At 40.5% G+C, this 14555-nt stretch carries 17 protein-coding genes and 1 rRNA gene; all 18 read right to left on the reverse strand.

The features are described from left to right. Positions 1-123 precede the first annotated feature (123 nt). Positions 124-1035, reverse strand: coding sequence for a site-specific tyrosine recombinase/integron integrase (xerA, locus tag HNQ43_RS03010; protein ID WP_183374630.1), 912 nt, complete (start codon positions 1033-1035; stop codon positions 124-126). Beyond that, positions 1028-2326: a methylenetetrahydrofolate--tRNA-(uracil(54)-C(5))-methyltransferase (FADH(2)-oxidizing) TrmFO gene (gene trmFO, locus HNQ43_RS03015; RefSeq protein WP_239461050.1), complete on the reverse strand. Its 1299-nt coding sequence runs from the start codon at positions 2324-2326 to the stop codon at positions 1028-1030. Before trmFO ends, xerA begins: the two co-directional genes overlap by 8 nt. After that, entirely contained in the window at positions 2316-4463 is a 2148-nt protein-coding gene (gene topA / locus HNQ43_RS03020; protein WP_183374633.1) for a type I DNA topoisomerase, read from the reverse strand. Before topA ends, trmFO begins: the two co-directional genes overlap by 11 nt. Positions 4464-4519: 56 nt before the next feature. Further along, positions 4520-5260: a DNA-processing protein DprA gene (gene dprA / locus HNQ43_RS03025; RefSeq protein ID WP_183374635.1), complete on the reverse strand. Its 741-nt coding sequence runs from the start codon at positions 5258-5260 to the stop codon at positions 4520-4522. 48 nt (positions 5261-5308) lie between these two features. Beyond that, positions 5309-5917 (reverse strand): ribonuclease HII, encoded by a 609-nt coding sequence (locus HNQ43_RS03030; protein ID WP_183374637.1) that lies wholly within the window; start codon positions 5915-5917, stop codon positions 5309-5311. Further along, positions 5898-6764 carry a ribosome biogenesis GTPase YlqF gene (gene ylqF, locus HNQ43_RS03035; RefSeq protein ID WP_183374639.1) on the reverse strand — a complete coding sequence of 289 codons (867 nt, stop codon included), beginning with the start codon at positions 6762-6764 and terminating at the stop codon, positions 5898-5900. The genes HNQ43_RS03030 and ylqF overlap by 20 nt, the downstream gene beginning before the upstream one ends. Positions 6765-6768: 4 nt before the next feature. Continuing rightward, positions 6769-7467: a signal peptidase I gene (gene lepB / locus HNQ43_RS03040; RefSeq protein ID WP_183374641.1), complete on the reverse strand. Its 699-nt coding sequence runs from the start codon at positions 7465-7467 to the stop codon at positions 6769-6771. Positions 7468-7544: 77 nt separating this feature from the next. Further along, on the reverse strand, positions 7545-7892 hold the full coding sequence (gene rplS / locus HNQ43_RS03045; protein WP_183374643.1) for a 50S ribosomal protein L19: 348 nt from the start codon (positions 7890-7892) through the stop codon (positions 7545-7547). An 89-nt stretch (positions 7893-7981) separates the two neighbouring features. Next, positions 7982-8713: a tRNA (guanosine(37)-N1)-methyltransferase TrmD gene (trmD, locus tag HNQ43_RS03050; protein WP_183374645.1), complete on the reverse strand. Its 732-nt coding sequence runs from the start codon at positions 8711-8713 to the stop codon at positions 7982-7984. Next, on the reverse strand, positions 8710-9198 hold the full coding sequence (gene rimM / locus HNQ43_RS03055; protein WP_183374647.1) for a ribosome maturation factor RimM: 489 nt from the start codon (positions 9196-9198) through the stop codon (positions 8710-8712). Before rimM ends, trmD begins: the two co-directional genes overlap by 4 nt. Before the next feature lie 40 nt (positions 9199-9238). Further along, positions 9239-9487 carry a KH domain-containing protein gene (locus HNQ43_RS03060; protein ID WP_183374649.1) on the reverse strand — a complete coding sequence of 83 codons (249 nt, stop codon included), beginning with the start codon at positions 9485-9487 and terminating at the stop codon, positions 9239-9241. Between the two features lie 2 nt (positions 9488-9489). After that, on the reverse strand, positions 9490-9759 hold the full coding sequence (rpsP, locus tag HNQ43_RS03065) for a 30S ribosomal protein S16 (protein WP_183374651.1): 270 nt from the start codon (positions 9757-9759) through the stop codon (positions 9490-9492). Between the two features lie 79 nt (positions 9760-9838). Beyond that, positions 9839-11257, reverse strand: coding sequence for a signal recognition particle protein (gene ffh / locus HNQ43_RS03070; protein ID WP_183374653.1), 1419 nt, complete (start codon positions 11255-11257; stop codon positions 9839-9841). A 15-nt stretch (positions 11258-11272) separates the two neighbouring features. Then, positions 11273-11758 (reverse strand): GNAT family N-acetyltransferase, encoded by a 486-nt coding sequence (locus HNQ43_RS03075; RefSeq protein WP_183374655.1) that lies wholly within the window; start codon positions 11756-11758, stop codon positions 11273-11275. Then, the gene (locus HNQ43_RS03080) at positions 11749-12690 is read right to left on the reverse strand and encodes a glycosyltransferase family 2 protein (protein ID WP_183374657.1); all 942 of its coding nucleotides are present in this window, start codon (positions 12688-12690) and stop codon (positions 11749-11751) included. The genes HNQ43_RS03075 and HNQ43_RS03080 overlap by 10 nt, the downstream gene beginning before the upstream one ends. A gap of 11 nt (positions 12691-12701) precedes the next feature. Beyond that, on the reverse strand, positions 12702-13430 hold the full coding sequence (locus HNQ43_RS03085) for an ABC transporter permease (RefSeq protein WP_183374659.1): 729 nt from the start codon (positions 13428-13430) through the stop codon (positions 12702-12704). 68 nt (positions 13431-13498) lie between these two features. Further along, positions 13499-14350: a YitT family protein gene (locus HNQ43_RS03090; RefSeq protein ID WP_183374661.1), complete on the reverse strand. Its 852-nt coding sequence runs from the start codon at positions 14348-14350 to the stop codon at positions 13499-13501. 119 nt (positions 14351-14469) lie between these two features. Then, positions 14470-14555 (reverse strand): 5S ribosomal RNA (gene rrf, locus HNQ43_RS09325); the annotation flags it as partial.

Consider the following 14555-nt stretch of genomic DNA (forward strand, 5'->3'; position numbering starts at 1 on the left):
TCGAACGCTCGCAACATTCTTGATATGCACGGGCAAGCGAATCCATGATGTGTGTATTTGCACTTTCGCGCCTTTATATATTAGCATGTCCATTAGGCCAATTCAAGCAGAAACTGCGCATTCTTAAGACTTGATTCTATGATTGGCAAGAGGATGAGAACGCTCGTATTCTTTTAATAATTTTTGTGGGGACAAATGTGTATAGATCTGGGTCGTCGACAAGCTGGAATGGCCCAGAAGTTCCTGAACAATTCGAATATCTGCTCCGTTGTCTAACAAATGGGTCGCAAAACTGTGTCGGAGCATATGGGGATGAACGTTCATTCCCATCCCGATCGCATCTGCATGTTTTTGCATCAGCATTTGAACAGCTCGAGTGGTCATGGGTTTTCCTCGCAAAGAGACGAAGACATGATTGGTTTGCTTAGCCACCTTTTCCCAATAAGAAAGCCGATAACTCTGAAACATCGAGCATAAACCCTGATAGAATGGAACAATTCTTTCTTTATCTCCTTTTCCTACAATACGAACAAAACGATCATCCAAATGGACATCTTCCCATTGTAATGAAACGATTTCGCTGACACGAAGCCCACAGGCATACATTAACGAGAATAACATTTTATCCCGGAGCTCTGCCGGTTTTTGAAGGTCATAGGATTCCAAGAACGTTTGAATTTCAGAAACAAAGAGAAAATCCGGTATCTTTCGAGACGTTTTCGGTGAATGGAGAGAATTTAAAGGATTATTTGGGATCCCGATATACTCATTCAAATATTTGTAAAAGGAGCGATATGTGCTTAATTTGCGAGCAATCGTAGAGTTTTTTGCCATAGAACCATCTGACAACGTGCGGATATGCGACAAATAATCCAAAAAAACCAGGCGATCTACGTCTTCAAAATCCGTAATTCCCTGGCTTTTAAGAAATTCTACAAATTGATTGAGATCTCTTCGATAGGCCTCGACTGTTTTATCTGATTGCGAATGCTGATGATAGACATATTGAAGAAACCGCTCGATCAACTCATTCATTGATTTCCTCCTGGATCTGTCGTATACGTTTTAAAGCCTGCTCACAGATCTTTTCTTTCCGTTGAGCCTTTTTACATTTTTCCTGCAGGTTGACCACCCCAAAATTCGCATTCATCGGTTGAAAGTGAGAAGGCGTACAATGCGTAATGTAATGAGCCTGAGAGCCCATGATGCACGTATTCCCAAAAACAATGGGATCCTTGCCGCAAATCATGCGTGCCATATTGATTCCAGCGATCAGCCCGCTGGCACACGATTCGACATAACCTTCCACGCCCGTCAATTGTCCCGCAAAAAAGAGATCCGGACGTTTTTTAGATTGATATGTTTCTTGAAGGACACGTGGCGAACAAATAAAAGTATTTCGATGCATCACGCCATAACGAGTGATCTTCAAATTCTCTAATCCAGGAATCAGAGAAAATACCCTTCTTTGTTCAGGCCAAGTCAGATGTGTTTGAAAACCCACAATATTGTATAAAGAAGCGGCAACGTTATCTTGACGAAGTTGAACAACCGCTACCGGATGGTGGTTCATATCCTTTTCCAAACCAACCGGTTTTAAAGGACCAAACAACATGGTCTTTTTACCCCTTTTGGCCATCTCTTCGATAGGCATGCAGCCTTCGAAGACCTTGAGTTCAAAATCATGCATCTTTACACACTCTGCAGAGATCAAAGCTTCATAAAACCGATCAAACTCGTTTTGATCCATCGGACAGTTGATGTAGCTTGCTTCGCCTTTGTCATACCGCGATTTGTAATAGGCCTTGTTAAAATCAATTGAATCTTTTTCAACGATAGGAGCAGCCGCATCATAAAAATGCAGGGGTTCAACCTCTAAAAATTCATTGATCGTTTGTGCAAAGGCATCGCTTGTCAAAGGGCCCGTTGCGATGATACATGGTCCATCGGGTATTTCGATTACTTCTTCATAACTGACACGAATGGCAGGATGGTTCTTTAATGTTTTTGTGATCGTTTCAGAAAACAAGTGCCGATCCACCGCCAAAGCGCTCCCGGCAGGAACCGCACAGGAATCGGCCGTTTTCAGTATCAAAGAATTCAAGATGCGCAACTCTTCTTTTAAGATCCCGACTGCATTATTCAGCGCGTTCGAACGCAAAGAATTAGAACAAACGAGTTCAGCAAAGCCGTCTGTATGAAAAGCCGGCGGATATTTTTGGGGACGCATCTCAATCAGATGGACCGGAATCCCCCGCAAAGCCAGCTGCCAAGCCGCTTCACATCCGGCCAATCCGGCTCCGATCACCGTAACTTCACGAGGCATCTTTTGACTCCTTTTTCTTTTCGCTTTTTTTGATATATCGACATTTTGGATAATTGCTGCAGCCGACAAAAGTCGTTCCAAAGCGCGATTTTCGCAACACGAGATCGTGTCCGCATTCCGGACATTTTTCACCGGTTGGCTGAGGTTTGGCTTTCTCTTTCAAAGAGACAATCGTCTTGCATTCCGGATAATTTGTACATGCCCAAAAAGGACCAAATCGTCCTTTTTTGATAACCATTTTAGCACCGCAATTTGGGCAGATCTTCTCTTCTTGTCCTTCTTCTGCAGCCGGGTTAGTTTCTTCCTGACTTTCGGTATATCGACATTTCGGAAAGTTGATACAAGAGATAAAACGACCATATTTACCATTGCGGTAAACCAGTTCTCCTCCGCAATCCGGACATGTACGACCCACTCTTTCTAATTCTTTTTTCGGCATTTTGTCATAGGCATCTTCTACCAAAGGTTCAAATTCATCATAGAAAGAATGAAGATAAGCTATCGGATCCGTATCGCCATCGGCTATGGAATCCAAAGAATTTTCCATATTGGCCGTGTATTCTACATTGATTACGCTTTTAAAATATTCTTGAAGCTTCTCATCTGTCAAGATCCCCTGGTCGCTGGGAAAGAATACTTTCGTTTTGGTCGTTTTGTTTGGATCTGGCTGCAACAAGGCATAACCTCGTTTTTGTAAAGTGTCAATGATCATAGCATAAGTGCTAGGTCGGCCAATTGACTTCTCTTCCAGATCTTTGATCAAGCGAGCTTCTGTATAACGTGCAGGCGGTTCTGTGAAATGTTGTTTGGCTTCTACGGGTACATCGGAAAAGAGTTCGCCTTTTTCCAAAGCCGGCAAGATTTCATCTTTCTGTTTTTCATAAGCTGAATAAACTTTTAAGTAGCCGTCAAATTTCAGCATTTGCCCTGAACTTGTAAACTCACAACCATTGCATTCAAATTTCGCATTAGTCACACTAAATACCGCATCGCTCATCAAAGAAGCTACAGTCCGTGCATAGATCAAAGAATACAGACGATATTGTTCATTGGTCAAATATGCTTTAATTTTTTCAGGTACGTTATTGATATTTGTCGGTCGAATAGCTTCGTGAGCATCTTGTGCATTTTTAGAATTATGGGCATGAACAGGGCCAATATAATCTTTGCCGTATTCGTTTTCAATATAAGCATGCGCATCTTTGACAAACAGATCACTCAAGCGTGTAGAATCTGAACGCATATAAGTTATCAGACCTTGCATTTGCCCTCCAAGATCGATGCCTTCATAAAGCTTTTGGGCAATCGTCATGGTCTTTTTTGCTCCATAGCCCAATTTTGTGCTGGATTCCTGCTGCAAAGTCGAAGTTGTAAACGGCAGTTTGGGCTGTCGTTTACGAGAACGAGTCGACAATGAAGATAAAACAAAATCACTATGACAACGTTTTACAACGGCATTGGCTTGCTCTTCGTTTTCTAATTTTGGTTTTTTTCCATCCACTTTTGTCAAATCCGCCGTAAAACTTTTTCTGCTTTTTTTTAGATTCGCATGAATGCTCCAGTATTCTTTAGGCTGAAAAGCCTGGATCTCTTTTTCCCGTTCTACGATTAAATGCAGCGCCACAGATTGTACGCGGCCTGCTGATTTAGACTGGATCTTGTTTTTTAAAAGTTTACTCAGCTTGAAACCTATAATTCGGTCCAACATACGCCGTGTTTCCTGAGACCGAACCAGATCCATATCAATATGTGATGGATTCTTGATTGCTTCTAAAATCGCAGGTTTAGTGATTTCGTGAAAGATGATCCGATTGGTAGAATCAACATCTAAATCCAGCTCTCTTGCCAAATGCCACGCAATAGCTTCTCCTTCACGATCCGGGTCACTTGCCAGATAGATAGAACCGCTGTTCTTCGCAAGCTTTTTTAATTCTTTTACAACATCTTTTTTATCTGAATTGATCTTGTATGTAGGTTTAAAATCATGATCGATATCAATTCCCAATCCTTCTTTTCCACTCGTTGCCAAATCGCAAATATGGCCCTTGCTAGAAACAACTTTGTAATCAGATCCTAAATATTTTTCAATCGTCTTCGATTTAGAAGGCGACTCTACGATGACTAAATTCTTACTCATTTCCAACCTCCAATTGGTTCGTTAGTAATAAAACAATAAAAAAATGCGTTTGTCAATTATAATTCATCCAGATCCGACTCTTCAACGATAATATACGCCCCATTTTGAATCAGCCAGTTGCACCCCGTATGCTCTTTATCCTCAAACGCTGAAGGAACACAGTATACCGGCTTAGAAAGTTCTAAACATTCATTAACTGTATGCATCGTTCCGCTCTTACATTTAGCCTGGATCACGATCAAAGCATCACAAGAAGCAGCAATCAAACGATTTCTCCACGGAAAATGATGAGCCAATGGTTTAGTATGCATAGGATATTCGCTAAGAATCAAATGTCTTCTAGACATCTCCTGATATAAAAAGGCATTTTCTTTTGGATAAATTCTATCCAAACCACAACCGATGAATCCAATCGTCTTTTGATCCAAACTGCATCGATGTGCCATACTATCGATTCCCTTCGCAAGTCCGGACACAATGACATAACGCTTCTTTAAACGGTCTGTGATGATCTTTGTATTGTTTAGTGCAGATGATGTACAATTTCGGCTGCCAATGATCGCAATACCTCTTTTTTGTAAATAAGAAAAATCGCCTTCATAAAATAAGATCCACGGAGGATAGCGCAACTGTCGAAAACAAGATGGATATTCCGGATCCACAATGGTAACAAAGGAACCTGGATAACGAATTCTTTGCACAGGTGCTTTGTTTTTTATTCTTAAAGCGATTTGTTGCCATTCTCCTTGACTTTCAAGCGCATACCACAAGATTGCTTCTCTTAATCTTTCATTCATACTATTAATTACGCCGGAAAAAGAAAAAGATAGAAAATTTCTTTTCTATCAAAATAAAGTCAATTCACATTTTCTTCGTACAGGACCATAGGACCGGCGATGACAAGGTAAAACTCCATAAGTATCTAAAGCTTGCAGATGCGCCCTGGTCGGATACCCTTTATGTTTTTTAAACCCATATTCCGGATACATCAGATCCAATTCTGCCATTATATGGTCTCGTGTAACTTTCGCAAGAATACTGGCCGCCGCAATAGAGATCGATTTGGAATCTCCTTTGACGATAGGTTCATAAGGTGTTTCTATACCAGGCAATTTCATCGCATCGCTAAGCACATAATCAGAAGGTGCAGCTTTAGCAATCTCTACCATCGCATCTTGTGTGGCACGATAAATATTCTTGTGATCGATTTCTTTTTCAGAAACAATTAAAATCATAAACCACGATGCATCTTCTTTGATTTGCGCAAATAATTTTTCACGCTTTTTTTCACTCAGTTTCTTGGAATCATCGATTTCCGGATTTTTATAACCAGAAACAAATTGACAACCTGCCACGACCAAAGGGCCCGCAATAGGACCCCTTCCCGCTTCATCCAGACCCAAAATATGAGAATGCTGAGTCCATAGATCCCATTCAAGCGGTTTCTCGATCATAAGGTTCCTCCCACGTAATCGGTCCAAGTACATCGTTTCGAATGTCTTTGATCAAAGATCGAATCAACCTTTCTTGATCGATTTCACCTTTTTGAAGATATCCTCGTTTCAGCGCAATCTTTTTCATCGCATCCCAAACATCGTCCACCGGTTCGATCTGATACACTCTTTCAAGTAAACCTTCATGTTTCTTTAAAAGCCAATCTAGCGCATAGTGTACCAGTTCATCACGGTTGATCACTTCGTCTCGAATCGATCCTAATAAGGCTAAGCGCATGCCGATTTGAGGATCTTCGAATTTAGGCCAAAGAACACCCGGAGTGTCTAAGAGTTCTAAACCCTTGTCTAATTTGATCCATTGAAGAGAACGGGTCACACCTGGACGATCTGCCGTTTGTGCGGCTTTTCGTTTTGCCAACGTATTGATCATCGTACTTTTTCCCACATTAGGAATCCCGCAAACCATCGCTCTTAAAGCTCGCGGCCGGATCCCTCTGCGTTTTTGTTTTTCAATCAACGCTTTACATAGTTCATTTGAAAAGGAAACCAGTGTCTTTTTATAAGAGTCGCGAATCAGATCCAATGCCAAAACTTTATTTTGTTCATCTTCCAGGGCTTGAGTCCAGCGGATCGTCATTTGAGGATCTGCTTTATCTCTCTTAGATAAAATGATCAATCGCGGTTTATTCTGAATCAGTTTTTCCAACATGGGATTCTTGCTGGAATAGGGGATTCGGGCATCCCGAATTTCAATCACGAGGTCTACTTTTTTTAGGTTTTCCTCCATCTGGCGTTTGGCCTTCGTCATATGGCCTGGAAACCATTGGATTGGATTTGGAGAAGTCATAAACTTATCCTTTGATTCCTATCTGATCAAAAGGAAGCAAAACAAGCACACCCACACCATAGATCTGGGATTTTTTGATCACGCCGATGGAAGGATCCCGAGAATCTTTTGAAACCGGGCGGTTATCTCCCATAACAAAATATTCATCATTCCCTAATGTCACTTCTTCGAAATCGACATAATCCACGACCGTTTTTCCATCATCATCTGTCGTTACCTGTTCCACTGCGTTGAAATAACCATACTGATCACGACATTCTTTAATATAAGATGGATCAATATAATCCGACTCATCGATCATTGCGCCGTTGATATAGATTTCATCATCAATGCAAGAAATCGTATCGCCCGGCATTCCAATCACACGTTTCACGATTTGAATTTCTTCGGTGGTCGTTTCTTGTGTTTCTTCATTCGTTACTTCCTGATTCGTTGTGACTACGACGATATCATAACGATGGATCTGGCCAGACCAAACACTGACAAGATTCGTAAAGCCAAATTCACCATCTTGTAAGGTAGGATCCATACTTCGTCCATTGACTTTGATTGGGTGGGCAATAAAATTTATAAAAACCAGGATCACGATTGCGGTGATCGCGAACACTTTGACAAAGCCCAGTATATCTTCTAAAAGCGTACGTTCGTCATCTTCGTTATAACGATAAATCGCTTTCTTTTCCCTTTTGCTTGCTTTTCTCATCTTCTAACCCCATTTCTACTCGCTTATTATACTATAAATCAATCTAAATAAAAAATGCCGATTTCTCGGCATCTTTATTATCGGATTTCTTTAAGACGAGCCGATTTTCCGGAACGTCCGCGTAAGTAGTGAAGTTTATTACGACGAACTTTACCATGACGAACGACTTCGATCTTATCGATGATTGGTGAATGCAAAGGGAATTTACGTTCTACTCCGATACCATTAGACATCTTGCGAACCGTAAATGTTTCTGCGATGCCACCACCTACACGTTCGATAACAACTCCTTCAAAAACCTGAATACGGCTCTTGTCCCCCTCTTTGATACGTACGTGAACACGAACTGTACTACCAGAGCGGAATGAAGGAATATCCGTTTTTAACTGTGATTTTGTAATTTCATTGACTAAGTTTAAATTCATCTTCGTTCCTCCTTTTCTTCCATACGGTCATCTTGCTCATACGCACAAAGTGCCAGCGGAACAAAACCGTGCAACAATGCCATAAAATATTAGCACACCTCATCCGGGTTTTCAAGCGCTTTTGAAAGAAGATCTTCCTCTTCCCTCGAAAGCGGACGATTCTTCAAAAGATCCGGACGATGAAGAGCCGTATTACGCAAAGCCATGGCCTTGCGCCATGTATGAATACGCGCATGATGGCCGCTTAATAAAACGTCAGGTACTCTTTTTCCATCGTAGATTTCAGGCCTTGTATATTGAGGATATTCCAATAATCCATCAGAAAAAGAATCATCTTGCGCACTGTCTGATTTGATCACACCGGGGATCATGCGTAAGATCGCATCGCAAATCACAACACAGGCAGGCTCGCCTCCTGTTAAAACAAAATCCCCTAATGAAACTTGCATATCGACATAATCCCGAATTCTTTCGTCAAAGCCTTCATAATGACCACAAAGGAAAATAAGGTGTTTTTCTTTAGACAGATCCATAGCCATTTGCTGATGAAACGTCTGTCCTTGGGGACTCAATAAAATCACTTTGCTATCCGGTGTCCGAACACTTTTTAATGCATCTAAGATGGGCTGACACATTAATACCATACCAGCTCCTCCACCATATGGGGTATCATCGACATGACCGTGTTTTTCTTGCGTGAAAGAGCGAAAATCAATGCATTCAAAAGAAAAAAGATCTTTTTCTTTAGCTCTTTTTATAATGCTCGTTTGAAGTAATGGCGCAAAATAATCTGGAAACAGACTTAAAACTGTGATCTTCATCGCAGTCCCTCCATATCTTTAAAGACGATCGTTTTAGAGTCAGGATCAACAGACTCCAAAAACGCATCGACAAAAGGGAGTAAAAACGAGTCATTTTCTTTTTTTACGCGTAATACAATATGTGCTCCTGTCTCCAAAATATCAACGACCTGGCCACAATCATTACCAAGCTGGTCATAAACTGTGCAGTTCATCAATTGATAATAATAGTACTCTCCTTCCTGTAAATCCGGAAGTTGCTCTTTAGAAATCAGAAGGGTTTTAGTTTTTAGTTTTGTTGCTTGATCAATATCGGTGATTTCTTCGAACTTGGCATATCCAAATCCTTTCTGCATACGAAAAGATGCCACCGTTAGGGTTTGACCATCCTCCAGACTTAATACACGGCCTTTTGCGAATCGATCATTAACATCATCGGTCACAAGAGCGATCTTACATTCTCCTTTTAGTCCGTGCGTATTAATGATGGTACCAACTTTGATCATGTTTTTATCTCCTTTAAAAAAATTAGGATGTTTTCACATCCTAGTAAGCTTCAAATTTAACCGAGACTCTTTTTTTGATATCTCTTGCCGCAATCGAGATCATCTGACGAATGCTGGTAGCCATGGCCCCTTTTCGTCCAATCAGACGAGCTACATCATCGCTGTTCGCATAAACATATAATAAGATCTCATGCTCATCGGTCGTTGACATCGTTTTTACCGATAATGCTTCTTTGTCATCGACCAAAGGAATGCATAGATCCATTAATGTCTTTTCAAGATCAACCATGTTTATTTGCCCATTTTGGCTTCATGGAATGATTTCATGACGCCTTCTTTAGAAAGAATAGAACGAACTGTATCTGATGGTTTAGCTCCATTGTTCAACCATTTCATCGCACACTCTTTGTCCAAAGTAACCTGGTTTTCTTTTGCGATAGGATTGTATGTACCGATTTCTTCGATGATTCGTCCATCACGAGGACTGCGAGAATCAGCAGCTACGATACGATAGAAAGGACGTCCCTTTTTACCCATTCTTTTTAAACGTAATTTAACCATATTTTATACCTTCCTTTTCTGTTGCCTCGTTACTTTATCATATGCAAGCAAAAAGTGTCAAGTATTTTTGCTTGACACTTTATTTTTTCTTCTTTTTCTTTTTTGATTTCTTTTGTTTCTTGCTGCCGGCATGTTTGCTGGTGCCCGCAAGCCCGCCTCCGCGCTGCATTGCTTGCAGACTTGCCATATTTGGCATATTGCCGCCGGACATCATCTTTGTCATCATCTGCATCTGCTCCAAAGAAGAAATAAGACGATTGACATCCATAACTTTGACACCGGCCCCTTTGGCAATACGGTTTTTTCGGCTGGCTTTCAAACAAGAAGGATTCTCTCTTTCGTAAGGCGTCATCGACTGGATAATAGCTTGAGAGCGATTCATGGAATCATTCATCTTCTCATCATCCAAGTTTTTGACCATGTTCCCTAATCCAGGTATCATTCCGAGCATACGCTGCATAGAACCCATTTTCTTCATTTGACCAAACTGATCCAACATATCATTGAATGTAAAGATTCCGCTCTTCATTCGTTTTGCGGTCTTTTCCTGGACTTCCATATCCAGTTTTTCCTGTGCTTGTTCAACGAGAGTGACGATGTCGCCCATACCTAAGATTCGATCAGCCATACGATCCGGATGGAAGGCTTCCAAATCTTCTACTTTCTCTCCGTTAGATACAAAGAGAACAGGAACGTTGGTGATGGTGCGAACAGAGAGCAGTCCACCACCGCGCGCATCGCCATCCATTTTGGTTACGACCAAACCAGTAATAGCTAACTGTTCGTTGAATTCACGAGCCACCGTCACGATATCTTGTCCAGTCATCGCATCCACTGTCAATAACAGTTCGTCTGGTTCAACAAGCTGTTTCATTTCTGAAAGCTCATTCATCAAATCTTGATCAATATGAAGACGTCCGGCCGTATCAAAGATCACAAGATCTTTTTGACGCTCTTTCGCATATTGCATAGCCTGACGAGCCGTTTCAACCGCACCCACATCAGCCCCAAGGCTAAAAACTTCAACATCTATCGATTGCCCTAAGGTTTGCAATTGCTCAATGGCAGCCGGACGAATGACGTCACACGCAACCAAAAGAACGCGCTTTTGTAATTTATCTTTACAATATCGCGCGATCTTGGCACTGGCAGTCGTTTTCCCGGTACCTTGCAAACCAACCATCATGACCGTCGTGATCCCTGTCTTTTTGAAATGAAGACGAGCATCTTCGGTTCCTAACAGTTCGCGAATCTCATCGTGCACGATTTTAACGACCATCTGACCCGGATTGATAGAGTCAATCACTTCTTGGCCCAATGCTTTTTCTTTGACATTGGCAATGAATTCTTTTACGACATTGTAGTTGACATCCGCTTCCAATAAACTCATTCGAACTTCTTTGAGCATGTCGTTCATATTCGCTTCGGTAAGTTTTCCTTGCCCGGTAATGTTTTTTAGTGCTTTATTCAAACGTTCTGATAATGATTCAAATGCCATAATTTTCTCTCCCAACTATTTTGCCAGCTGAAAAGCTAACCTTTTTTCATGATTGCCGATCAGTTCGATCGTTCCCACATGGACAAAACCAAATTTTTTTAACATCTTCTGCATCGGAATGTTATCGTGATGTGTATCAATGCGCATATTGTCCACCTGATCAATGCAATACTGCAACATCTTTTCCCCTATATGCGGGATTCGGCGCCGAGAAGCGATGCGATGAACAACCCCATATGGTTCTTGGTTCAACCAGGCACCATCAATTTGAAGATAGCTTGGATCCTCTCCGATAAAGAAGACGAAACATCCTTCAATTTCTCCATCGATCTCATCGACAAACAAGTGGCCAGCCTGCAGATCTCTAATCAAGATCTTGCGGCTGGGATATCCTTCTTGCCATTGATGAGCATTTCCATAAGATGCCATAAAGTCTCGAGCTATCGCATAGATCTCTAAGAGAGTATCCAGATCTGATAGCACAGCCTTTCTTATAGCCATTTGTTATATTCCTGCACTTTCTTTTTTGTCCATCCATAACGGACACTGCAAACTCCTTTTAAGATCTCGTATGCAAGATGAGCAACAGGATTCACATTTTTCCAATTGATCACAGCTGGAATATAACGCGGTTGATCCTTGCGCGTATAACAGGTAAAAATCGTATACAGGATCATGAAATCCGAGTTAGAAAGATGAATATCAAAAGAAAAATTTTCCATTGGAAATTTGCGGCGTAAATAATTCTCTTGGTATTCATAAGCTAAACGCATATCGTAAACCGTCTCCAAATCCATTCTATGAGTCAAAGAGCCTGGATGCTGGACATAGTGATAAAAGCGATTTGGTAAGTGACCAATTCTTTTAGCATTACAAACAGCTTTAAACACAGTATAAGTATCTTCAAATCCGCGAATCGTATCAGGAAATTCAACATTAAGAAAACACTCTCTTTTGAAGAGTTTTCCCCAAGGATAATTGTTCATCCCGCGATTCTCAGCTAAGGAATGCAATGCTTCCATAGTATCCATAACCGATCTTCGCTCGATTTTTCGATAGAGCGAACCATAGCGATAATCCATGGTATAACCGCAACAGACTAAGTCACAATCATTATCAACAAGATGATCTATCATCGATTCGATTGTCGTAGGTTCAATATAATCATCACTATCCACAAAGAAAATCAGATCTCCTGCCGCATGTTGAATCAACCGATTCCGAGTCGTAGAGATTCCGGCATTCATATATTCGTAATAACGGATAAAGCGATAGCGATTGATATAATCTTGGCATATCTGGGCCGACGAATCCGTAGAGCCGTCATTGACCAAAATAATTTCAATGTCTTTATAAGTTTGATGGATCAGCGAATCTAAGCAGCGTGAAAGATATTTTTCAACATTATAGACAGGCACTAAAATGCTTACCATGCGTTACCTCCTCACTCATAAATTCGAAATAAGATATTCTTTAATAGTTTATTAAAAAGTGAAACACAAATCAATAGCCAAATCGTCCAGGCAAAAACTCCTACAAGGTCCACATTCAATCGGGCAAACTGCATATTGGATCCCACACCTGCAGAAACCGATGCCAGGATTTCCGCCATCACAACAACTTTAAACGCCAGAGAAGAACAGGTGATCCAGCTGGTCACGACTGCATTTTTCAATAGCGGGAAATACAATGTACGACACCTTGTTTTAAAACCTTGAGGATAGATTTTCAAAACATCTTTCCAAGTTTTTTGAATCTCGCATAGAGCTTCATAAATATTTTGATAAAAAATCGGGAACAATAAAAGAAAGGCCACGATCGTGACGCTCAACTCCCGGTTGACCCAAAACAGCAGCAAAATAATAAAAGTCACATTTGGTATACTTCGCAAAAATAATAAGATTTGATGAAAATAAACAGCCGCTTTATTATATCGAAAAAACAAGAACGCGAAAAAAAGCGCAAAGCCAAAAGATAAGGATAAAGAAAAAAATACCCGAAAGATCGTCAACATCAAAGAATAATAAAGAGTGCTCGAAAGAGCTTGATGGTACATTGTTAAAAAGACTTCATCGGGTCGCGGCAGAATAATTGAATTATCGATCCATAAAGATGAAACAGTCCACACGATCAAAAGTATTATCAACATACGAAACCATTGCCCTTTTGTCATAACATATCTCTCCTGTTCACCATTATAACAACTCTGGTAAAAAAAAGAAAAGTTAGGAACAAAAGGTCCTAACGTTTTTTATGAATATTCCAGGTTCCGATCACTTCATTAACCGTTGAAACGGTCACAAAAGCCTGAAAGTTAGCACGATGAAGATAATCAAGCAATTTTTTGTACTCACTAGTCGTCATGATTGTAACAAGTTCGGTTCGCTCTTCATTTAAGTAGCCGCCAGTCGCCTTATAGATTGTGACGCCCCTTTGCATCTTATGCATGATAAATTCTTGAATCGTCTGATATTCGTCCGATAAAATACAGATTTTCTTCTTTTTATGAAAACCTCCAATAAAGTAGTCGATCGCAATACCGTTGGCATAGGTGCCAATCAAACTTACAATCAAGGTTCCGATGTCATAAACTAAAATAGAAGTCATTGAGGTAATAAAACCACAAAGCGTTAAAGCCTTCCCAATCTCCATATGCGAATACTTGCTGATGATCTTGCCGACAATGTCCAAGCCGCCACTGCTCGCATTGATATTAAATAAAATAGCTTGACCAAAGGCGATGATCAAGGTATAGGAAATCAAGTCATAAACGCTGTTGCCTGTCAACGACGTAGAAACAGGAAAAAGAAATTCAAAAACTGCTAAAAAGACAGGTAACAAAATCGAAGTATAGATCGATTTCGATGCGAATTCCTTACCGACAAAAATAAAGCCGAGAATCAACAAACCTACATTCAATATCAAAGTGATCACAGAAATCGATAAAGGAATGATCTGATTCAGTACCATTGCCAGCCCGGAAATACTTCCAACAATAATTCCACTGGGAATCAAAAAGAAATATATTGAAATTGAAATTACAAACATCGCGATCGTAATCAAACAAACATCTCGAAGCTTATTCTGATTCATAAAAAAATACCTCCAGCTTGCCTATTATAACAATAGAAAACACAGAAAGGTATAAGAAAATTTATGAATATATTTTGAAAATACTGAAAATTTAATTAAGTATATTTCATAAAAAAAGGACCCGGCAACGAGCTATGTTCGCAGGGGCAAGCCCAACTATCTTCGCCGCGGAAGTGCTTAACTTCTGAGTTCGGTATGAGTTCAG

This window comes from Faecalicoccus acidiformans (genome assembly GCF_014202635.1).
GTDB lineage: Bacteria > Bacillota_I > Bacilli_A > Erysipelotrichales > Erysipelotrichaceae > Faecalicoccus > Faecalicoccus acidiformans.